Source organism: Caballeronia temeraria (genome assembly GCF_001544795.2).
GTDB classification, from domain to species: Bacteria; Pseudomonadota; Gammaproteobacteria; order Burkholderiales; family Burkholderiaceae; genus Caballeronia; species Caballeronia temeraria.
Window position 1 is genome coordinate 27,773 of sequence record NZ_FCOI02000020.1, and the last position, 19,732, is coordinate 47,504.

The 19,732-nt window shown below is 66.5% G+C and carries 18 protein-coding genes; 11 read left to right on the forward strand and 7 right to left on the reverse strand.

Going from position 1 to position 19,732, the window contains the following annotated elements; translation table 11 throughout:
* The first annotated feature begins 14 nt into the window (after nucleotides 1–14).
* From AWB76_RS25220 to AWB76_RS25240, 5 genes are all read left to right on the forward strand, one after another.
* A complete protein-coding gene (locus AWB76_RS25220) occupies nucleotides 15–1,073 on the forward strand; it encodes an ABC transporter substrate-binding protein (RefSeq protein ID WP_061162856.1) in 1,059 nt (352 codons plus the stop codon).
* Nucleotides 1,074–1,135: 62 nt separating this feature from the next.
* Nucleotides 1,136–1,939 carry an ATP-binding cassette domain-containing protein gene (locus AWB76_RS25225; protein ID WP_061162857.1) on the forward strand — a complete coding sequence of 268 codons (804 nt, stop codon included), beginning with the start codon at nucleotides 1,136–1,138 and terminating at the stop codon, nucleotides 1,937–1,939.
* A 28-nt stretch (nucleotides 1,940–1,967) separates the two neighbouring features.
* The gene (locus tag AWB76_RS25230; RefSeq protein WP_061162858.1) at nucleotides 1,968–3,251 is read left to right on the forward strand and encodes a sugar ABC transporter permease; all 1,284 of its coding nucleotides are present in this window, start codon (nucleotides 1,968–1,970) and stop codon (nucleotides 3,249–3,251) included.
* Between the two features lie 25 nt (nucleotides 3,252–3,276).
* A complete protein-coding gene (locus AWB76_RS25235) occupies nucleotides 3,277–4,005 on the forward strand; it encodes an SDR family oxidoreductase (RefSeq protein WP_061162859.1) in 729 nt (242 codons plus the stop codon).
* A 28-nt stretch (nucleotides 4,006–4,033) separates the two neighbouring features.
* Complete coding sequence (locus AWB76_RS25240) at nucleotides 4,034–5,662, forward strand: FGGY-family carbohydrate kinase (RefSeq protein ID WP_061162860.1); 1,629 nt, start codon at nucleotides 4,034–4,036, stop codon at nucleotides 5,660–5,662.
* Between the two features lie 33 nt (nucleotides 5,663–5,695).
* Here the strand turns inward: AWB76_RS25240 and AWB76_RS25245 are convergent, their stop codons facing one another.
* The gene (locus AWB76_RS25245) at nucleotides 5,696–6,586 is read right to left on the reverse strand and encodes a LysR family transcriptional regulator (RefSeq protein ID WP_061162861.1); all 891 of its coding nucleotides are present in this window, start codon (nucleotides 6,584–6,586) and stop codon (nucleotides 5,696–5,698) included.
* Between the two features lie 99 nt (nucleotides 6,587–6,685).
* Here AWB76_RS25245 and AWB76_RS25250 point away from each other — a divergent pair, with 99 nt between their 5' ends.
* Genes AWB76_RS25250 through AWB76_RS25270 form a run of 5 tightly spaced genes read left to right on the forward strand, consistent with a single transcriptional unit; the run spans nucleotide 6,686 to nucleotide 12,365 of the window.
* Nucleotides 6,686–7,579 (forward strand): HpcH/HpaI aldolase/citrate lyase family protein, encoded by an 894-nt coding sequence (locus AWB76_RS25250; protein WP_061162862.1) that lies wholly within the window; start codon nucleotides 6,686–6,688, stop codon nucleotides 7,577–7,579.
* A 14-nt stretch (nucleotides 7,580–7,593) separates the two neighbouring features.
* Nucleotides 7,594–8,784, forward strand: a complete 1,191-nt coding sequence (locus AWB76_RS25255) for a CaiB/BaiF CoA transferase family protein (protein WP_061162863.1) — start codon at nucleotides 7,594–7,596, stop codon at nucleotides 8,782–8,784.
* Between the two features lie 16 nt (nucleotides 8,785–8,800).
* Nucleotides 8,801–9,610 carry an amidohydrolase family protein gene (locus AWB76_RS25260; protein WP_061162864.1) on the forward strand — a complete coding sequence of 270 codons (810 nt, stop codon included), beginning with the start codon at nucleotides 8,801–8,803 and terminating at the stop codon, nucleotides 9,608–9,610.
* A gap of 28 nt (nucleotides 9,611–9,638) precedes the next feature.
* A complete protein-coding gene (locus AWB76_RS25265; RefSeq protein WP_061162865.1) occupies nucleotides 9,639–11,003 on the forward strand; it encodes a short-chain fatty acid transporter in 1,365 nt (454 codons plus the stop codon).
* Between the two features lie 24 nt (nucleotides 11,004–11,027).
* Nucleotides 11,028–12,365, forward strand: coding sequence for a 2-hydroxycarboxylate transporter family protein (locus tag AWB76_RS25270; RefSeq protein WP_061162939.1), 1,338 nt, complete (start codon nucleotides 11,028–11,030; stop codon nucleotides 12,363–12,365).
* 12 nt (nucleotides 12,366–12,377) lie between these two features.
* Here the strand turns inward: AWB76_RS25270 and AWB76_RS25275 are convergent, their stop codons facing one another.
* The 5 genes from AWB76_RS25275 to AWB76_RS25295 are packed head-to-tail and all read right to left on the reverse strand — an operon-like array spanning nucleotide 12,378 to nucleotide 17,368.
* Entirely contained in the window at nucleotides 12,378–13,229 is an 852-nt protein-coding gene (locus AWB76_RS25275) for an isocitrate lyase/PEP mutase family protein (RefSeq protein WP_061162866.1), read from the reverse strand.
* A gap of 4 nt (nucleotides 13,230–13,233) precedes the next feature.
* Nucleotides 13,234–13,737 carry a LeuD/DmdB family oxidoreductase small subunit gene (locus AWB76_RS25280; RefSeq protein ID WP_061162867.1) on the reverse strand — a complete coding sequence of 168 codons (504 nt, stop codon included), beginning with the start codon at nucleotides 13,735–13,737 and terminating at the stop codon, nucleotides 13,234–13,236.
* Nucleotides 13,734–15,014, reverse strand: a complete 1,281-nt coding sequence (locus tag AWB76_RS25285) for a 3-isopropylmalate dehydratase large subunit (RefSeq protein WP_061162868.1) — start codon at nucleotides 15,012–15,014, stop codon at nucleotides 13,734–13,736. Before AWB76_RS25285 ends, AWB76_RS25280 begins: the two co-directional genes overlap by 4 nt.
* Before the next feature lie 8 nt (nucleotides 15,015–15,022).
* The gene (locus AWB76_RS25290; protein ID WP_061162869.1) at nucleotides 15,023–16,108 is read right to left on the reverse strand and encodes a TauD/TfdA family dioxygenase; all 1,086 of its coding nucleotides are present in this window, start codon (nucleotides 16,106–16,108) and stop codon (nucleotides 15,023–15,025) included.
* A gap of 24 nt (nucleotides 16,109–16,132) precedes the next feature.
* Nucleotides 16,133–17,368, reverse strand: a complete 1,236-nt coding sequence (locus tag AWB76_RS25295; RefSeq protein ID WP_061162870.1) for a CaiB/BaiF CoA transferase family protein — start codon at nucleotides 17,366–17,368, stop codon at nucleotides 16,133–16,135.
* A 194-nt stretch (nucleotides 17,369–17,562) separates the two neighbouring features.
* Between AWB76_RS25295 and AWB76_RS25300 the strand changes: the two genes are divergently transcribed.
* Nucleotides 17,563–18,297, forward strand: coding sequence for an IclR family transcriptional regulator (locus AWB76_RS25300; RefSeq protein WP_061162871.1), 735 nt, complete (start codon nucleotides 17,563–17,565; stop codon nucleotides 18,295–18,297).
* Nucleotides 18,298–18,304: 7 nt separating this feature from the next.
* On the opposite strand, the gene AWB76_RS25305 is transcribed toward AWB76_RS25300, so the two are convergent.
* Nucleotides 18,305–19,540, reverse strand: a complete 1,236-nt coding sequence (locus tag AWB76_RS25305; RefSeq protein ID WP_061162872.1) for an MFS transporter — start codon at nucleotides 19,538–19,540, stop codon at nucleotides 18,305–18,307.
* Nucleotides 19,541–19,732 lie beyond the last annotated feature (192 nt).

A 19,732-nucleotide genomic window follows, 5' to 3' on the forward strand; every position in this document is an offset into this window, starting at 1 on the left:
TTCGGAGACACGCGATGAAGAAGCTCTCAACCCAATTGATCAGTGCGGGCGCGCTGAGTCTTGGCCTGTCGTGCAGCCTGCAGGCGCTGGCCGCGCCCAGCGGCACAGTGGCGTTCCTGATGCCCGATCAGGCATCGACCCGTTACGAGCAGCACGACTTTCCCGGCTTCAAGGCCGAAATGGCGAAGCTCTGTCCGGATTGCAAGGTGCTCTATCAGAACGCCAACGCGGCCGTCGCGACGCAGCAGCAGCAGTTCAATTCCGTCATCGCGCAAGGCGCGAAAGTGATCGTCCTCGATCCGGTGGATTCGACGGCCGCCGCGTCGCTCGTCCACATGGCGCAGAGCCAGGGCATCAAGGTCATCGCGTATGACCGGCCGGTGCCGTCGACCCCGGCGGACTACTACGTCTCGTTCGATAACGAAGGCATCGGCAAGGCGATCGCGACGTCGCTCGTCGATCATCTCAAGGCGACGGGCGTGGCGACCGGCAAGGGCGGCGTGCTGGAAGTCAACGGCTCGCCCACGGACGCGGCAGCGGGCCTCATCAAGAAAGGCATTCACGCCGGCCTGCAAAGCGGCGGCTACAAGACGCTCGCGGAATACGACACGCCGGAGTGGGCGCCGCCCAAGGCCCAGCAATGGGTCAGCGGGCAGATCACGCGCTTCAGCTCGCAGATCGTCGGCGTGGTGGCGGCCAACGACGGCACGGCCGGCGGCACCATCGCGGCCTTCAAGGCGGCCGGCGTCAATCCGGTGCCGCCCGTGACCGGCAACGACGCCACGACCGCCGGACTGCAGCTCATCATCTCGGGCGACCAGTACAACACCATCCTGAAGCCGAGCGAGATCGTCGCGGCAGCGGCGGCGAAGGCAGCGGTCGGGTTTCTCTCGGGACAGCCGCCGAAGGGCGAAACCTCGCTCTTCAACACGCCGACGCAATTGTTCAAGCCCTCCGTCATCACGGCGCAGAATCTGAAGGCCGAAGTGGTCGACAAGGGCTTCGCGAGCGCGAAGGAGCTTTGCACGGACCGTTATGCGGACGGCTGCAAGAAGCTCGGCATCACGCACTGAGCGGGAGCGATATCGGCGGCGCCCGGCCATCTGCGGGTTCCGCCGCACCGAAGAGGATCATCATGAATGCAAACCCCACCCCGCGCGCGCAGCCCGGCGAGCTGGTGCTGAGCCTGCGCGGCGTCTCGAAGCATTTCGGCGCGGTATCGGCGCTCACCGACATCGAGCTGGACGTGCACGCCGGAGAAGTCGTCGCGCTGGTCGGCGACAACGGCGCCGGCAAATCGACGCTCGTCAAAGTTCTCGCGGGCGTGCATCAGCCGAGCGCGGGCACGATCCATTTCGGCGGCAAGGAAGTCACGCTGTCCGATCCCGGCATGGCGCTCGATCTGGGCATCGCGACGGTCTTTCAAGACCTTGCGCTGTGCGAGAACCTCGATGTCGTCGCGAACATCTATCTCGGACGCGAGCTCGCGCCCATGCGTCTCGACGAAGTGTCGATGGAAGTGCGCGCCTGGACCCTGCTGAACGAACTGTCGGCGCGCATTCCGAGCGTGCGGGACGTGGTCGCCTCGCTGTCGGGCGGACAGCGCCAGACCGTGGCGATCGCGCGATCGCTGCTGCTCGACCCGAAGCTCATCATGCTCGACGAGCCGACCGCCGCGCTGGGCGTCGCGCAGACGGCCGAAGTGCTGAACCTGATCGAGCGCGTCCGCGATCGCGGCCACGCGGTCATCATGATCAGTCACAACATGGAGGACGTGCGCGCGGTCGCGGACCGCATCGTCGTGCTGCGGCTCGGCCGCAACAACGGCATCTTCTATCCCGATTCGTCCAACGCGGAACTCGTGGCCGCGATCACCGGCGCGACCGAAAACGCCGTGTCGCGCCGCGCCGGACGTCGACAGGCTCAACAGGACGCATGAAACAGGACATCGGGTCAAAGGATCGATCATGAGCAAGCACACTCCGGGCAGCGCGCCGCCCGACACGCAGAGCGCGCCCCAACCTTCCACCCTGCTCGATCGCAGCGACGTTCGCGTGAAGCACGCGAGCGGCGTCGGCGAAAGCATCTCCGCGTTCTTCGACCGCGTGCGCTCCGGCGATCTGGGCTCGCTGCCGGTCATCGCGGGTCTCATCATCATCTGGACCGTGTTCACGAGCCTGAACCCGGTGTTTCTGTCGGCCAACAATCTCGTGAACCTGCTGTTCGACTGTTCGACGGTCGGCGTCATCTCGCTCGGCATCGTCTGCGTGCTGCTGGTCGGCGAGATCGATCTGTCGGTCGGCTCGATGAGCGGCTTCGCCTCCGCGCTCGTCGGCACGTTGTGGGTCAACGAAGGCTGGCCGGTGCTGCTCGCCATCGCCGCGGCGATCGTGGTCGGCGGCGTGATCGGCGCGCTCTACGCGCTGTTGCTCAACCGGCTCGGCATGCCGAGCTTCGTCTCGACGCTCGCCGGACTGCTCGCGATTCTCGGATTGCAGCTCTACGTGCTGGGCGCGAGCGGCTCGATCAACCTGCCGTATTCCACGCCGATAGTGAACTTCGGGCAACTGATGATCATCCCCGCGCCCGTCTCGCACGTCCTGGCGCTGCTGCCCGGCGTCGCGATTCTCGGGCTCGGTCTGCGCACGCGAGCACGCCGTCAGGCCGCGCGGCTCTCCGCGCCATCGACGGGCAGTCTGCTCGCGCGCGCCATCGCCATCACGGTGTTTCTGGAGGTCGTCGTCGCCTATCTCAACACGGGGCGCGGCGTGCCGCTGATGTTCGGCGTGTTCCTCGGCCTCACCGTGCTCATGGACTACGCGCTGACCCGCACGCGCTGGGGCCGTTCGATGAACGCCGTCGGCGGCAACCGCGAAGCCGCGCGGCGCGCGGGCATCAAGGTCGGCAGCATCTATACGAGCGCATTCGTGCTGTGCGCGGGCTTCGCGGCCCTCGGCGGCATTCTCACCGCCGCCCGCCTCGCGTCCGCGAGCCAGCAGGCCGGCACCGGCGACGTCAACCTGAACGCCATCGCGGCGGCGGTGATCGGCGGCACCAGCCTCTTCGGCGGGCGCGGGAGCGCGTATTCGGCGGTGCTCGGCATCATCGTGATCCAGTCGATCGCAAGCGGCCTCACGCTGCTCAATCTGTCTTCTTCGTTGCGTTTCATGATTACCGGCGCGGTGCTGGCCATCGCGGTGATCGTCGATTCGCTCGCCCGCCAGTCGCGCGTGTCGCATGGCCGCGCCTAAGCGCACCCCTACAGGAGAATCGTCAATGTCAGTTTCCATCGCGGGAAAAGTGGCCGCCATCACCGGCGCGGCGTCGGGCATCGGACTCGAGTGCGCGCGCGTGCTCATCGAAGAAGGCGCGAAAGTCGTGCTGATCGACCGCGCGGCGGACCGGCTCGCGGCCTGTTGCGCGGAGCTCGGCGCGAACGCGCTGCCCTTGTCCGTGGATCTGCTCAAGCCCGCCGAAGTCTCGTCGATGCTGCCGAAAATCGTCGATCTCGCGGGCGGCCTCGACATCTTTCACGCCAACGCGGGCGCGTATATCGGCGGGGAGATCGTGGAGGGCAATCCGGACGAATGGGATCGCATGCTCAACCTGAACATCAACGCCGCGTTCCGCTCGGTGCACGCCGTGCTGCCGCACCTCGTCGCGCAGAAGTCGGGCGATATCGTGTTCACCAGCTCGATTGCGGGCATCGTGCCGGTCGTGTGGGAGCCGATCTACACGGCCTCCAAATTCGCCGTGCAGGCGTTCGTGCACACCACGCGGCGCCAGGTCGCGAAGCACGGCGTGCGCGTGGGCGCGGTCGCGCCCGGCCCGGTCGTGACCGCCCTGCTCGACGACTGGCCGAAAGCGAAGATGGAGGAAGCGCTCGCCTCCGGCAGCCTGATGCAGCCGCGAGAAGTCGCCGAAGCGGTATTGTTCATGCTGACGCGTCCGCGCAACGTGACCATTCGCGATCTCGTGATCCTGCCGAACAGCGTCGATCTGTGATGACCCTACCCCGACCACGGACAAAAAGATGAACTCAGGCAACCCGAGCGGCGGCGAACGCTACGTCATTGGCGTCGACGTGGGCACCGGCAGCGCCCGCGCCGGAATTTTCGATGCCGCCGGCAACATGGCCGCCTCGGCGAAAAAGGACATTACGCTGTTTCACGAGAGCGGCGCCATCGTCGAGCAATCGAGCGGGGAAATCTGGCGCGCCGTCTGCCACGCCGTGAAGGAAGCGCTCGCGCAGGCGGCGATCGCGCCCGCGTCCGTCGCCGGCATCAGCTTCGATGCGACCTGTTCGCTCGTCGTGCTCGGCGACGGCGGCAAATCGCTGCCCGTGGGACCGTCGGAGCAGGCGGAGCGCGATATCGTCGTGTGGATGGATCATCGCGCGCTCGAGCAGACGGAGCGCATCAACGCGACCGGGCACGCGGTGCTGAAGTTCGTCGGCGGCAGGATTTCGCCGGAAATGGAGACGCCCAAGCTGCTGTGGCTGCTGGAACATCGCCCGCAGGTCTTCGACGCCGCATGGCAATTCTTCGATCTCACCGATTTCCTGACATGGCGCGCGACCGGCGATCTGTCGCGATCGGTCTGCACCGTGACCTGCAAGTGGACGTATCTCGCGCATGAAAAGCGCTGGGACGAGACGTATTTTCGGACCATCGGACTCGGCGCGCTCGCCGACGAGAACTTCGCGCGCATCGGTCAGCATGTGGTCGATCCGGGCACGCGGCTGGGCAACGGACTCACCGCCGATGCCGCCGCGGAACTCGGCCTCGTCGCGGGAACGCCGGTCGGCGCGGGCGTGATCGATGCCCACGCGGGCGGCATCGGCACCGTGGGCGCGCAGGGGAATCCGGAGTCGTGTCTGGCCTATGTGTTCGGCACCTCGTCGTGCACGATGACGACGACCGCCGAACCGGTTTTCGTGCCCGGCGTCTGGGGCCCCTACTTCTCGGCGATGGTGCCGCAGGCATGGCTCAACGAAGGCGGCCAGTCGGTCGCGGGCGCGGCCATCGAGCGCCTGCTCGCGATGCATCCCGCCGCCGCCGACGCCGCCCTTCGCGCAAAAGAGCGCGGCGAATCGCTGCCGGGCATGCTGGCCGCGCTGGCGGCGGAGGCGTCCGGCAGTCTCTCGGACGCCGTGAAACTCGCCGATGGACTGCACGTCGTCCCCGAGTTTCTCGGCAACCGCGCGCCTTTCGCCGATCCGCACGCGCGCGCGGTCATCGCCGGCCTCGGCATGGAAACGGGCCTCGACAGTCTCGTCGCGCTGTATGTGGCCGGTGTGTGCAGCATCGCTTACGGGCTGCGGCAGATCATCGAAGTGCAGGCGCAGGCCGGCGCGCCGATCGAACAGGTGACGATCAGCGGCGGCGCGGGCCGGCTCGATCTGGTCCGGCAACTGCTCGCCGACGCGACGGGCAAGCCGGTGCTGGCCACGCAAGCCGAGGAACCGGTGCTGCTCGGCTCGGCGATGCTCGGCGCGGTGGCGGGCGGCCTGTTCGACGACGTCCGTTCCGCGATGAGCGGCATGGCGCGCGTCGATACGACCTACACGCCGGCAACGGGCGATCTCGCGCAGCTCCAAGACGCGCGATATCGCGCATTCATCCGCTTGCAGCGTTGCGCGCGGGAGATTCGCGAGGACTAGCCCCACGCGCATCGGCCTGCGGACCTCGCCGCGCTATTCTCCGCGCGCGAGGCTCGCCGCGACCGCTTCGTCGGCGCACTGCAACAGGCCCTGAATCAGGCGCGCGCGCGGCGATGCCCGCTGCCACACCATGCCGAAGCGGCGCGGTTCCGTCTGGACCGGCAGCGCGAGCCGCGCGACCGAAAGCGCCGACGTCATCGGCGAAACGATATCCGGCACCAGCGACACGCCCAGTCCGCGGTCGACCATCATCGCGATCGCCATCAGCGCGTTCAGCTCGAAAAGCTCGTGCGGCACGATGCGTGCGGCGTGCAGATACCGGTCCGCCTGCTTGCCGCCGCCGAGCGTGCGGTCATAGCGGATGAACGGCTCGCGCCGCAGCAGCTCGTGCGGGTCTTCGTGCGCGAGCCGCGCGGGCGCGAGCACGACGAGCGGCTCCTCGCGCAGCAGATGCCAGTCGTAGGCCTTCGGCAGCGCGAACGCCGGATGCAGGCAGATGGCGACATCGAGATCGCCGCGTTGCAGCGTGTCGTACAGCTCCATCGACGTGCCCGCGCGTATCAGCAACTTCGCGCGCGGAAATTCGCGCGCGAAGTTGGCGAGCACGTCGGGCAGCAGGCTCAGGAGCGCCGTCGTGATCGTGCCGATGCGCAGTTCGCCCGTCGCCTCGCCTTCGAGCGCGTGCGCCTTCAGATCCGCGAAATCCGCGACGAGACCGCGCGCCCGCTCGATCACGCGATGCCCCGCCTCCGTCGGAATCACCGTGCGGCCAGCCCGCACGAAGAGCGTGACGCCCAGCTCGCGCTCAAGCGCCGACATCTGCTGCGCGATCGCCGCGGGCGTCACGCCGACGCGGCGCGCGGCCTCCGCCATCGAGCCGGTATCGACGACGAGCAGCAAATTGGAGAGAAACGCCGTATCCATCGGATAGCTTTTCTTTTGTTTGAAGATAGACGCGGATAGTTTATCTAAAACGTGAGCGTCCGTAGACTGGTCGGCATATCAAAAAAGCAAGGGAGACACATGAGAAGCAAGCTCTTCGTGCCGGCGTCGCGCCCGGAACTCTTCGCCAAGGCGCTCGCGAGCGCCGCCGACGCCCTCTCGTTCGATCTGGAAGACGCCGTTTCACCCGAGCGCAAGCCGCAGGCGCGCGCTGATCTGCGCGCGCTGCTCGCCACCGACGACGCGCTCGCGACCGGCAAGACGCTCATCGTGCGCGTCAACGCGCTATCGACGCCGCATTTCGCCGCCGATATCGACGCCGTCGCGCGCAACGGCGTGTCGCTCGTCAATCTGCCGAAGCCGGAGCATCCCGACGACGTGCTCGCGGCCGCCGCGGCCCTCGAAGCCGCCGAGCGCGCGAACGGCGTTACCGCGCCGATTGGCCTGCTGCTCAACGTCGAGTCGCCGCGCGCGTTGCGTCTCGCCGCGGAACTCGCGCTCGCGCATCCGCGCGTCGCGGGGCTGCAACTCGGCCTGGGCGATCTGTTCGAGCCGCTGTCGATCGCGCGCCGCGAAACAGCCGCGATCCAGCAGGCGATGTTCGCGCTGCGCATCGCGGCGGGCGAGGCGAACGTCTTCGCCTATGACACCGCGTTCGCCGACATCAAGGACAGCGACGGCTTTCGCGCCGAGGCGCGGATGGCGCGCGCGTTCGGTTTCATCGGCAAGAGCTGCATTCATCCGAGCCAGATCGCGATGGCGAACGACGTCTTCCGCCCGTCCGACGACGACATCGCGCACGCGCTGCGCGTGGTCGACGCCGCGCGCGATGCGGATGCCAGAGGCGTCGGCGCGTATATCGTCGATGGAAAGATGATCGATCCGCCGTTCGTCGAACGCGCGCGCGTGCTCGTCGCGGATGCGGCGCGGCTCGGGCTGCTCTCGGAAGCGCAGCGCATCGCGGCGGGAATTTGAAAGGAGAAGGTTTCATGGAACAGAACGTCGGACGCGGCGGGCCGCTTTCGGGCGTGCGCGTGCTCGATCTGAGCGCTTATATCGCCGGTCCTTACGGCTGCACGCTGCTCGCGGATCAGGGCGCGGAAGTCATCAAGATCGAACCGCCCACGGGCGATAACCTGCGCAAATATCCGTCGACGCTCGAAGCGGAAAGCCGCGCGTTTCTCGGCGTGAATCGCGGCAAGCGCGGGCTCGTGCTCGACCTCAAGCAGACGGAAGCGCGCGACGTGCTGATCGCGCTCGTGAAAGGGGCCGACGTGCTCGTGCACAACTTCCGCCCGAGCGTGCCGGCGCGGCTCGGCATCGCGTACGAGCAACTGCGCGGGATCAATCCGCGTCTCGTCTATTGCGCGGTGACGGGCTACGGCGAAACCGGCCCGAACAAGGACAAGGCGGGCTACGACCAGGTATTGCAAACGATGACCGGCATGTGCACGCTGCAAGGCCCCGCAGACGGTCCGCCCGAAGTGCTCTACGGGTCCGTCGTCGACTACTACGCGGCGGCGCTCGTCGCATCGGGCGTGTCGTCGGCGCTGTTCGCGCGCGAGAAGACGGGCGAAGGTCAGTACGTCGGCGTGTCGCTGTTGCGCAGCGCGCTCACGATGCAATCGGCGCGCATGATCTGGGCCGACAGCGAACCGAAGGACGTCGGCCGCGACATGCGTTCGGGCGGCATCACCGGCATTCATCCGACGCGCGAGGGTTATCTGTATCTCTCCGCGAACACGCCGCATTTCTGGAAGTCGCTGTGCGCGCTGACCGGCCTCGATGCGCTCGCGACCGACGAACGTTACGACAGCGTGCGCAAGCGCGCCGTGCATCGCGACGAGATCGTGCCGAAGCTGCACGAAGCGCTCGCGCAACGCACGGCGCTCGAATGGGAAGCGCATTTCGGCGATGCCGTGCCGTGCGCAGCGGCGCGCAGCGTCGAAGACATGTTCGACGATCCGCAAGTGCTCGCCGAAGACATGGTCGCGCGCTTCGACTATCCGGGCGTGGGCGCGTATCGCGGATTCAAACATCCGGTGCGCTTTTCCGCGACGCCGCTGCCCGAGCCGTTCGCCGCGCCCGCTTTCGGCGAGCACAGCGATGCGTTGCTGCGCGAAACCGGCCTGAGCGGGGAAGCCATCGAAACGCTGCGTGCGAAGCGCGCGGTGCTTTGAACGGAGACGCCTCGCGATGAAATGCGATTCCCACATCCATATCTATGACCGTGCGTTTCTGAAGCCGGGCGATGCTCAGGTCTTCGTCGAAAACGCCGATGTCGCCGCGTATCGCAAGGTACAGACGCAGATGGGCACCGGGCGCGTGGTGATCGTCACGCCGCGCGTGTACGGCACGGACAACGCCGTCACCGTCGATGCCATCCGGCAGCTCGGCTTCGACCACGCGCGCGGCGTCGCCGTGCTCAATCCCGACGTCACCGACGACGAACTCGACACGCTGAACCACGGCGGCATACGCGGCATCCGCTTCACGCTCTATACGGCGAAGAACGCGGCGGTCGGCTTCGACATGGTCGAGCCGCTGGCCGCGCGCGTCGCGGAGCTCGGCTGGCACGTGCAGTTGCACTGGACGGCGGAGCAGATCGTCGAGCACGAAGCGCTGTTGCAGCGCCTGCCCGCGAAGATGGTCTTCGATCATCGCGCGCGTCTGCCCTTGACGGATGGCGCGCGGCACGCGGCGTTCGACATCGTGCGCCGTCTCGCCGATGCAGGCCGCGCGTGGATCAAGCTCTCCGGTCCTTATCTGGACTCGGCGGCGGGCCTCGACAACCGCTATGCCGACATCGCGCCGATGGCCCGCGCCTGGGTCCAGGCCGTGCCCGAGCGCCTCGTGTGGGGCAGCGACTGGCCGCACGTGACGGAGACGCACAAGCCCGGCGATGCATTCCTGCTCGACCTGCTCGACGAATGGACCGGCGACGATGCGACACGCGAGCGCATCCTCGTGACGAACCCCGCCGTGCTCTACGGCTTCGCAATCTAAAAGAAAAAGATATCTCAGGAGACACCGCATGAAATCCGCCGCCGCGCCGACACCCGTGCGCAAGACCCGCTTCACCGAAGCGACCATCCGGCTCTTCGAGCGCACCATTCCCGACCCCTTCGTGCTCGCGATCCTGATCACCGCGATCGTCGCGGCGCTGTCGCTGATCTTCGCGCCGCATGCATCGGTGCCGAAGATGATCGGCGGCTGGTACAAGGGCTTCTTCGACATCTTCACGTTCGCGTTCCAGATCACGCTCGTGCTCGTCACCGGCCACGCGTTCGCGCACGCGCCGCCCGTGCAGCGCATGTTCAAGGCGCTGGTCTCGATCGCGCGCACGCCCGCGCAGGCGGCCACGCTCACGTTCGTGCTCGTCGCGGTGACGTCGTTCTTCAACTGGGGCATGGGTCTCGTCGTCGCCGCGTTGCTGGCGCGCGAAGTGGCGAAGCGCATGCGTGTCGACTTCGCATGGATCGTCGCGGCGGGATTTTCCGGCTGGGTCGTGTGGGCGAGCGGCATTTCGAGCTCCATCGCGCTCGCGCAATCGACGCCGGGCAGCTCGATGAACGTCGTGCAAAAGCTCACGGGCGCCGTGCTGCCCTTCGGCGAGACCGTGTTCACGCGCTTCAATCTCGTGCCGACGCTCGTGATGCTCTTCGCGATGCCCTTCGTGCTCGCGTGGCTCAAGCCGCGCGACGAAGACGCCGTCGTGCTCGACACCGAAAAGCATCCCGATGCGCCGCTGCGTAAAAGGCCCGAAGGCAAGCTGAGTTTCGCGCGCTGGATCGAGCATTCGTGGATCGGCAGTGCGTTCATCGGCGCGGCCGGCATCGCGCTCATCGTGTTGACGCAGTTTCAGCACATCGCGTTTTCGGGCGTGAACGCGGTGATCTTCGTGATGTTCATCGCCGGCGTGATCCTGCACGGCTATCCGCTCGCCTATGCGGACGCGATCAAGAACGCCGCGAAGCAGACCGGCTCGATGATGCTTCAGTACCCGCTCTACGGCGGCATCATGGGCATGATGGACGCGACCGGCCTGCCCGATGTGATCTCGCACTTCTTCATCGCGATATCGAATGCGCACACGCTGCCGTTCTGGAGCTACGTGTGCTCGCTCATCGTCACGTTCTTCATTCCGAGCGGCGGCGGGCACTGGGCCGTGCAAGGGCCGTTCGTCGTGCCCGCCGCGGTCGCGCTGCACGCGTCCGTGCCGGCCACGACGATGGCCGTCGCGATGGGCGAGCAGGTCTCGAACATGCTGCAGCCGTTCTGGGCGGCGCCCGTCGTCGCGATGGCGGGCGTCGGCGTGCAGCGCGTGCTCGGCTTCACGGTGATGACGTTCGCCCTCGGCCTGATCGTGTACGGCGCGGCCTTGCTGATCTTCATCTGACGCGCGATGAACGGAGACGAATCGATGAAGTCCTCTGCACGCGCCCTCGACGCGCAAAACGAAAGCATGGGCCTGAAGGAACGCTGGTGGCGCGTGTTCGATGTGCGCATCGGCGCGCTGCCCTTGCCGGTCTATGCGGTGCTGATCGCCGTGCTCGCCGCGATGAGCGCGCACGGCAAGCTCGCCTCCGACCTGCCGACGGGCATCGCGCTCGTGACGGTCGGCGGTTTCACCTGCGCCGAGCTCGCAAAGCGCATTCCGTGGATCCGTCATATCGGCGCGACCTCGATTTTCGCGGCCTTCATTCCGTCGATGCTGGTCTATTACCAGCTGATGCCGGCGCCGGTCACGAAGGCCGTGACGACCTTCACGAAGCAGTCGAACTTCCTGTATCTGTTCATTGCGGCGATCATCGTCGGCAGCGTGTTGAGCATGGACCGGCAGACGCTCGTGAAGGGCTTCGTGCGCATCTTCATTCCGGTGGCGAGCGGATCGGTGGCGGCGGCCGTCGTCGGAAGCGCGGTCGGGACGGCGCTCGGACTCGATCTGAAGCACGCGTTGTTCATGGTCGTCGTGCCGATCATGGCGGGTGGCGTGGGCGAAGGCGCGCTGCCGCTATCGGCGGGCTACGCGCAGATTCTCGGCGTCGAGCAGGGGCCGCTCTTCGCGCAGGTGCTGTCGGCGGTGATGCTCGGCAATATTGCGGCGATCTGTTGCGCGGGCGCGCTGAACTATCTCGGCACGCGGCGGCCGCATCTCACGGGCAATGGCCGTCTGACCGTCGCGCACGGCGACGACGACGTGACGGGCGCGAAAGCCGCATCGTTCGAATTCGACGTCAGCTCGGTCGCCGCCGCGGGCGCGACGGCCATCGCGTTGTATCTGCTCGGCGTGCTGAGTCATCAGTATTTCGACTGGCCCGCGCCCGTGGTGATGCTCGTGCTCGTCGTCGCCGCGCAGTTCTTCCAGCTCGTGTCGCCGCGCGTGCGAGGCGGCGCGCGCTTCATGTACGGATTCTTCTCGACCGCCGTCACGTATCCGCTGATGTTCGCCATCAGCGTCGCGATGACGCCGTGGGGCGAGATTGTCACCGCGTTTCACTGGGTCAATATCGTGACGGCCGTCTCGACGGTGCTCACGCTCACGCTGACGGGCTTCTTCGTCGCGCGCCGCATGGGCATGTATCCGGTGGAAGCGGCCATCGTCAACGCGACGCACAGCGGGCTCGGCGGCACCGGCGATGTCGCGATTCTGACCGCCGCCAACCGCATGGAACTGATGCCGTTCGCGCAGATCGCGACGCGCATCGGCGGTGCGATCACGGTCATGATCGCGCTCGCGGCGTTTGCGTGGCTGCGTTGAGCGGAACGTCGATTACTCGTAGCGACGTGCGTCGTCCATCAGTCCCGGCGTGCCGATGATCGCGTTGATCTCGTCGAAGTCGGCCATGCGTTCTTTCCAGGGCGCGGTCGTGCGATGCTCGCGCAGGCTGCCGTAGAAACCTTGCAGCGTATGCGCGACCGCCCGCGCCGCGCCGCCCGGAAAGATGACGATGCGAAAGCCGCGCGCCGCCAGCGCATCCGCGCTCTGCACCGGCGTCTTGCCGCCCTCGACCATATTGGCGAGCAACGGCACGCGCGACGCGAAACGCGCACAGGCCGCGTCCATCTGCTCGGCCGAGCGCAGCGCTTCGATGAAGAGCGCATCGACGCCCGTTTCCAGATAGCGTTCGGCGCGTGCGAGCGCGGCGTCGAGACCTTCCACCGCGAGCGCATCCGTGCGCGCCAGAATCAGCGTGTCGCGGCGCTCGCGTGCATCGAGCGCGGCGCGCAGCTTGCCGCACATCTCCGCGACGGGAATCACGCTCTTGCCATCGAGATGACCGCAGCGCTTCGGGAAGGTCTGGTCTTCGAGCTGGATCATCGCGGCGCCCGCGCGTTCAAAGCCGCGAACCGTGCGTTTGACGTTCAGCGCATTGCCGAAGCCCGTGTCGCCGTCGACGATAACGGGCAACGTCACGCGTTCGGTGATGCGCGCGAGCGTGTCGGCGACTTCGGTGAACGTCGTGAGCCCGACATCGGAGCGGCCCAGCTTCGTATAGGCGATCGACGCACCCGACAGATACAGCGCATCGAATCCGGCCTGCTCCGCGATCAGCGCGGAAAGCGCATCGTAGACGCCGGGCGCGAGCACGGTCTTGCGCGCGAGTTGTTCAGCGAGTGTCATCGGTTCATCGCTCCTTGACGCTGTAGCGCTGCTTCAGCAGCTTGAAAAGCCCGCCCGCTTCGGCCATGTCGAGCAGGAACGAAGGCAACGGCTCGCAAACGAGCGTGTCGCCGCCTGCCCGCGTAATGCGCCCGCGCAACGGATCGATGGCGATGCGCTCGCCCTCTTCCATCGCCTCGGCCTGCGCGCAGGTGAGCAGCACGAGTCCCACATTGAACGCGTTGCGGAAAAACAGGCCGCTGAACGCGGGCGCGATCACGGCGCGCACGCCGAGCTGCACGAGCGCGGCCGGCGCCTGTTCGCGCGACGAGCCGATGCCGAAGTTCGGCCCCGCCACGACGACATCGCCAGGTTGCACGTTCGCCGCGAACTCCGGACGTTGCCGCTGCAGGCAATGCCGCGCGATCTCGTCGATGCCGAATTTCATGTACGCGCCGGGCGCGAGCGCATCGGTATCGACGTCCGCGCCGACGCGCCACACACGATGCGTTTCGATCACTTCGCTCATGCGAGCACCTCGCGCGGGTCCGTAATGCGCCCGCGCAACGCGGACGCCGCCACCGTATAAGGCGAGCCGAGATAGACCTGTGCCGTTTCCGCGCCCATGCGCCCTTTGAAGTTGCGCGCGGTGCTGGAGATCACGGTGCTGCCTTCTGGAATCTGTCCGCCATAGCCGGAGCATGCGCCGCACGATGTGGCGAGCACCTGCGCGCCGGCGTCTTCGAGTATCGACATCACGCCTTCGCGGCGCGCGGTTTCGCGATCGCGCACGCTCGCCGGTGCGACGACCAGTTGCACGCCGTCCGCCACGCGCCGATGCGCCAGCACGCTCGCCGCCGCGCGCAGATCGTCGAGCTTCGCGCCGGTGCATGCGCCGATGTACGCCACCTGCACGGCGACGTCGCCGAAAGCATCGGCCGCGCGCGTATTCGCGGGACTGTGCGGCGCGGCCACTTGCGGCGCGAGCGTGCCGGCATCGAAGTCGTGGGTTTCGGCGCAGGCATCGGGGTCGCTTCGCCAGTGCGCGATGTCGATCTCATCGGTGACGCCCGCTTTGCGCAGATAGTCGAGCGTCACCGCATCCGGTGCGATCAGTCCCGTCTGCGCGCCCATTTCCGCGCTCATGTTCGACAGCGTCATGCGCTCCTGCATCGACAAGGCGGTGACAGCTTCGCCGCAGAACTCGACGGCCTGATAGCGCCCGCCGTTCATGCCGAAGCGGCCGATCATGTGCAGCATCATGTCCTTCGCCGTGACGCCGCGCGCGAGCCGACCGCGCCAGTGCATGCGCAGCGTCTCGGGCACCTTCACCCAGATTTGCCCCGATACCGCGACGCCCAGCATCTCCGTGCTGCCGATGCCGAACATGTACGCGCCGAACGCGCCGCCCGTCGGCGAATGCGAATCGCCGCCGACGCAGAACATGCCGGGCCGCACGTGCCCATGCTCGGGCAGCACGACATGACAGATGCCGACGCTGTCGTACACGTTCGGCAGGCGCTGCTCGACGGCCCACTCGCGCGCGATGCGCACGATGCGGCGCGATTCGTCGTCGGCTTCGGGCACGTAGTGATCGATGACGAGCACGATCTTCGACGCGTCCCAGAGCGGCGCGCCGAGTTCTTCGAGCATTGGCTTGAGGCGTCGCGGGCCGCTCGAATCGTGGAACATCGCGAGATCGACGTCGCATGTGACGATCTCGCCCACCGCGACTTCGGTGCGCCCGCACGCCTTCGCGATGAGTTTTTGCGCGAGCGTCCGGGGCGCGGTCACGAGCTGGCTCATGGTCGCGCTTACTCGACCATCTGCGCGACCTGCCCCGCTTCGAGCAGCAGGCGATCGTGCGTCGACGGCAGCTCCGCGAACGGGCGGCGATGCTGCGCCCACATGCGCAAGTCCTCCGGCTTGTGGAACACCTGCGCGTCGGGCATCGCGGGCCAGTCGGACACCGTGAGCCACAGGCGCAGCAGATGGCGGCGCTCGTTGAGCGGCCCGGCATCGACATAATCGGTGCGGCCGTGCACCAGCACGCGGTTGTTGAGGAACTGGATGTCGCCGTCGCGAAAGCCCATGTCGAGATAAAACTCCGGCGACGCCGCGATCTTGCGCGCCGTGTACAGCGCCTCGGATTCGAGCGCGCTGAACGGAACCTGGCCGCTCTTTTCGGCGAGACGCGCGTAGCCGGTCGGAAGATAGCAGATCACTTCGCCCGCGCTGTCCGTGAAGAACGGCACCTTGTGCTCGCTGAAGGTGCGCGTCGCGCGGCGGCCGTCTTCTTCGGTGCGCTTGCACCAGAGGCCTTCGCGCAGCGCTTCGAGCAGATCCGGGCGCGTGCGCAGCATTTCGTTGTGCACGGCGAGCGCGCTGGAGATGCGGCTTTCGCCACCGGAAATCGCGGTGCGCAGACACATCAGGCCGATGATGTCGCACGAGTCTGTGTGCATCAACTGACCGCCGCCCTTGCGATAGCCGCGCGACTTCGGCTCGTAGTCGCTCACGTTGACCACATGGCCGAGCACGTCGCCGAGATACGACTGTGTCACCGGCTTGCTGACGTACGAGCCGAGGCCGAAGTAGATGCGCGTCATGTCGTCGTCGGAGTAGCGCTCGCGCGGCAGGCCGCGCAGCATCATGAAGCCGCGTCCGTTGCGCAGGAATGCGGGCAGCTCGCGCATGAAGCGGGCCATCGTGTCGAGCGGAAAAGTCTCCGGGCTGATGTCGGGAAAATCGATGTCGCCGAGCGAATGCAGGTGCGCGAGCGCGCCGTCGATTTCCGCGATTTCGGCTTGCGTCAGCACGTGCAGGCCTTCGCGCGTCCAGTCGAGTTCGGGGCCTTTCCAGGCGGCGGGCGAGTCGATCAGTTGTCCTACTCGATTCATCTCATGCTCCTTGAGGAAAATGGTTCAGGCGCGCACGGCGTCGTGATGTGCGTCGATGACGGCGCCGCAGCCGATGAGTTCGTCGAGCGCGCATTCGCCGATGAGCGGCGCGAGAATCTCGCGCGAATGCTCGCCCTTCTTCGGTGCGGCACGCGTGAAGCCGCCCGGCGTTGCCGACAAACGCGCGACGACGTTATGCACGGCGACGTGGCCGAGCTCGTCGTCTTCGATCTGCACCAGCGCTTCGCGTCCCGTGACGTAGGCATCGTCGGCGAGATCGCTCGCGTCGAGCACCGGCCCCGCCGTGACTTCGGCGTGCTCGAAGAACGCGAGGTTGTCCGCGAGCGTGCGCGCCCGGATGAAGTCGCCGACCACGCGATCGACGTCCTCCACATGCTGAAGACGCGCGCTGTTGGTCGCGTAGCGCGGATCGGCGTTCATGTCCTCGCGGCCGATCGAAGCGAACAGGCGCTGCGCCATGCTCTGCGTCGAGGTCGAAATGCACAGCCACCTGCCGTCCGCGGTTTCGTAGGTATTGCGCGGACACGTGGTGCTCGAGCGGCTGCCCGTGCGCGCCTTCACGTCTCCGGTGAGCTGATAATTCGCGACCTGCGGACCGAGAATCGAGATCATCGGATCGAACAACGACAGGTCGATCACCTGCCCGTCGCCGCCGTTCACGCGCGTTTCCCACAGCGCGACCATCGCCGCGTGGGCGCCGTAGAGGCCCGCGGTCATGTCGCCGAGGAACATCGGCGGGAGCACCGGTTCGCGATCGCCGAAGCCGTTCATCGCGGCGAAGCCCGAATAGCCCTCGACCAGCGTGCCGAAGCCCGGACGCCCGCGATACGGTCCCGTCTGCCCCCAGCCCGACACGCGCACGATGACGAGCTTCGGATTGGCCGCGTGCAAGGTCTGCGGCGAAAGCCCCATCTTCTCCAGCGTGCCTGGCCTGAAGCTTTCGACGAGCACGTCCGCATCCCGCGCGAGGCTCGCGATCAGCTTCGCCCCCGCTTCGTGATGGAAGTCGATGCACACGCTGCGCTTGTTGCGCGCGTAGGCCTTCCAGAACACCTCCGCGCCCTGCGTGCGGAACGCGCGCAGCGTATCGCCTTTCAGCGGCTCGACCTTGACGACGTCCGCGCCGAAATCCGCGAGCTGCAAGGTCAGCATGTTGCCCGCGACGAGACGCGACAAATCGACCACCTTCACGCCGCGTAGCGGCCCGATGTGCGAGGCGTCGAAGGCTTTGCGATGCATGGTTCAGGTCCTCCCGGTTGCGCGTTCTGGGCGCGCCGACAACATCGGCGTGAAGTGATTATCCTTAAAAATAGACATCGTGTCTATTTTTGCTTCGAGACGGCGGCGAGGCGCTCGCCCTTGCGGGCCGCATGCCTTACGCGGCAAGATACGCGGCAACACGAAGACAACGGCGCAACCAACCGGAAACAGCAATGGCAACCGAAGAACCCGGCGTCGCGGCGGTCAACCGCGCGCTCTCGATCCTCAAGGCGTTCGAGGACAGCATCGACGGCATGACGCTCACCGATCTCACCAATGCGACAGGCCTCTACCACAGCACGATCCTGCGTCTGTGCGAATCGCTCGAGCACTTCGGCTATCTCAAGCGTCTCGAAGACGGCCGTTACATGCTCGGGCCGATGCTCTTTCATCTCGGCATGATTTATCAGACCTCCTTCCGTCTGCGCGATTACGCGCTGCCGGTGCTGCGCACGCTCGTCAAGGAAACGGGAGAGACCGCCGCGGTCTACGTGCGCGAAGGGGACGAGCGCCTGTGTCTCTATCGCGTGGAATGGCAGCGCTCGGTGCGCATGCATGTGCGCGAAGGCGAACGTCTCACGCTGGAAGCCGGTGCGGCGGGTCATGTGCTGCGCGCGTTTTCCGATGGCGCGGTCAAGGGCAATCTGAAGAAGGTGCGCGAACACGGCTATTGCGTGTCGCTCGGCGAGCGCGAGCCGGAAAGCGCCGCGATTGCCGTGCCGGTGTTTCGCACAGGACAGGAGCTCGTCTGCGCCATTTCGCTCGGCGTGCCGCGCTACCGTTTCGATCGCAAGTCCTTCGATGTCTATCTGCCGAAGGTGATGGAAGCGGGCGCGGCCCTCACGAAGGCGCTGGGCGGCGACGTGTCGCTCTTCGAGCCGCCCTACGCGCATTTCAGCGGCGTGTGAGCGCGCGTCACACGTTCTGCTGGATCGCGGGCGTCGCGCCGTCCACTTCCTGCCCGGTGCGATTCACGCGCGATTGCAGTGCCGCGAAGCAGCCCGCGCCGATGACGAGCGCCGAGATCATGAACAGGAAGCCGTTGTTGTACGAGCCGCTCGCCTTGACGAGATAGCCCACGCCGAGCGGCGCGAGCAGCCCGCCGATCTGCCCGCCCGTATTGATGACGCCCGCGAACACGCCGCGCGCGCCCTGCGGCGCCAGTTGCGCGACGAGCCCCGCATACGGCGACAGACAGCCGTACAGCAGGAACGCCGCCGCCGAAAGCCCGATCACGCAGGCGACGATATCGTCGGCGCTGTACGCGAGATACAGCGCGAGGCCCGTGCAGACATAGCCGACCGCGACGAGCGTCGGCCGTCTGCGATGCAGCAGTCCGCTGCCGAGCCAGCCGAACACGACGATGCCGAGAAAGCCGAACAGATAAGGCACCGACGCCGCGACGCCCAGCGACTTCAGATCGATGTGCCGCTGGTTGGCGAGATACGACGGAATCCAGCCGAGAAAGCCCCAGTAGCCGACGCTGAAGGTCATGTAGCCGAAGAACAGCAGCCACGTGCTCTTGCGTCCCGCGAACAGACGCCACTGCTCGGCGCGGCTCGCCGTGTCGTGCGTGACGCGTTCCTTCGCTTCGATCGCCTTGCCGGGAATCATAAAGAGAATCAGCAGCGCGACGATCACGCCCGGAAACGCGAACACGTAGAACACGTCGCGCCAGTCGCCGTGCATCAGCAGGCTCGTGACGACGGGCGCCACGACCGCCGGCCCGATCGCCAGCGCCGAGAGCCAGACGGCATGCGCCTTGGCCGCGTCCTTGTGACTGAAGTTGTCGGCGACAGCCTTGTAGACGGCCGCGTTGCACGAGCCCTCGGCCAGTCCGAAACAGAAGCGCGCCGCGATAAGCACGGCCATCGACGTCGCGAGACCCGTCATGCCGGTGAAGATCGAAAACAGGACGGGCGCCACGACCAGCAGCGCCTTGGTGCCGAACCGGTCCGCGAGGAAGCCGCCGGGCAACTGCATGAGCGCGTAGCCGAGCGCGAATGCGGCGAGCAGAAAGCCGAACTGCGCGGCGTCGAGGTGGAGCGATTTCATCATCGTCGGACCGGCGACGGAAATGCTCACCCGGCCGAGATAATTCACGAACTGCAGCAGCCAGGTCAGCGCCAGCAACCGGTATCTCAAACTCATCCTTGTCTCCCTCGCTTCGCGCGAATGTCCTGCGGCTCGAATAATAGAAATCATGTCTATTTTCGATAACGTAACGGACCAGCGGGGACTACACAAGAAAAGGAGGATCGGGGATTTCCCGTAGCCGGCGCGTTTAGGGAGTTTCCCTGAGCGCGTCTGCTTACCGTTGCTTTGCCTCGCCTTTGCGCGTTA

Excerpts from the sequence above, each read along its gene's own strand:
- AWB76_RS25220 (WP_061162856.1), top strand. The coding sequence starts at position 15 with ATGAAGAAGCTCTCAACCCAATTGATCAGTGCGGGCGCGCTGAGTCTT.
- AWB76_RS25270 (WP_061162939.1), top strand. The coding sequence starts at position 11,028 with ATGAAGTCCTCTGCACGCGCCCTCGACGCGCAAAACGAAAGCATGGGC.
- AWB76_RS25240 (WP_061162860.1), top strand. The coding sequence starts at position 4,034 with ATGAACTCAGGCAACCCGAGCGGCGGCGAACGCTACGTCATTGGCGTC.
- AWB76_RS25280 (WP_061162867.1), bottom strand. The coding sequence starts at position 13,737 with ATGAGCGAAGTGATCGAAACGCATCGTGTGTGGCGCGTCGGCGCGGAC.
- AWB76_RS25295 (WP_061162870.1), bottom strand. The coding sequence starts at position 17,368 with ATGCATCGCAAAGCCTTCGACGCCTCGCACATCGGGCCGCTACGCGGC.
- AWB76_RS25305 (WP_061162872.1), bottom strand. The coding sequence starts at position 19,540 with ATGAGTTTGAGATACCGGTTGCTGGCGCTGACCTGGCTGCTGCAGTTC.
- AWB76_RS25230 (WP_061162858.1), top strand. The coding sequence starts at position 1,968 with ATGAGCAAGCACACTCCGGGCAGCGCGCCGCCCGACACGCAGAGCGCG.
- AWB76_RS25300 (WP_061162871.1), top strand. The coding sequence starts at position 17,563 with ATGGCAACCGAAGAACCCGGCGTCGCGGCGGTCAACCGCGCGCTCTCG.
- AWB76_RS25225 (WP_061162857.1), top strand. The coding sequence starts at position 1,136 with ATGAATGCAAACCCCACCCCGCGCGCGCAGCCCGGCGAGCTGGTGCTG.
- AWB76_RS25235 (WP_061162859.1), top strand. The coding sequence starts at position 3,277 with ATGTCAGTTTCCATCGCGGGAAAAGTGGCCGCCATCACCGGCGCGGCG.
- AWB76_RS25265 (WP_061162865.1), top strand. The coding sequence starts at position 9,639 with ATGAAATCCGCCGCCGCGCCGACACCCGTGCGCAAGACCCGCTTCACC.
- AWB76_RS25255 (WP_061162863.1), top strand. The coding sequence starts at position 7,594 with ATGGAACAGAACGTCGGACGCGGCGGGCCGCTTTCGGGCGTGCGCGTG.
- AWB76_RS25260 (WP_061162864.1), top strand. The coding sequence starts at position 8,801 with ATGAAATGCGATTCCCACATCCATATCTATGACCGTGCGTTTCTGAAG.
- AWB76_RS25285 (WP_061162868.1), bottom strand. The coding sequence starts at position 15,014 with ATGAGCCAGCTCGTGACCGCGCCCCGGACGCTCGCGCAAAAACTCATC.
- AWB76_RS25275 (WP_061162866.1), bottom strand. The coding sequence starts at position 13,229 with ATGACACTCGCTGAACAACTCGCGCGCAAGACCGTGCTCGCGCCCGGC.
- AWB76_RS25245 (WP_061162861.1), bottom strand. The coding sequence starts at position 6,586 with ATGGATACGGCGTTTCTCTCCAATTTGCTGCTCGTCGTCGATACCGGC.
- AWB76_RS25250 (WP_061162862.1), top strand. The coding sequence starts at position 6,686 with ATGAGAAGCAAGCTCTTCGTGCCGGCGTCGCGCCCGGAACTCTTCGCC.
- AWB76_RS25290 (WP_061162869.1), bottom strand. The coding sequence starts at position 16,108 with ATGAATCGAGTAGGACAACTGATCGACTCGCCCGCCGCCTGGAAAGGC.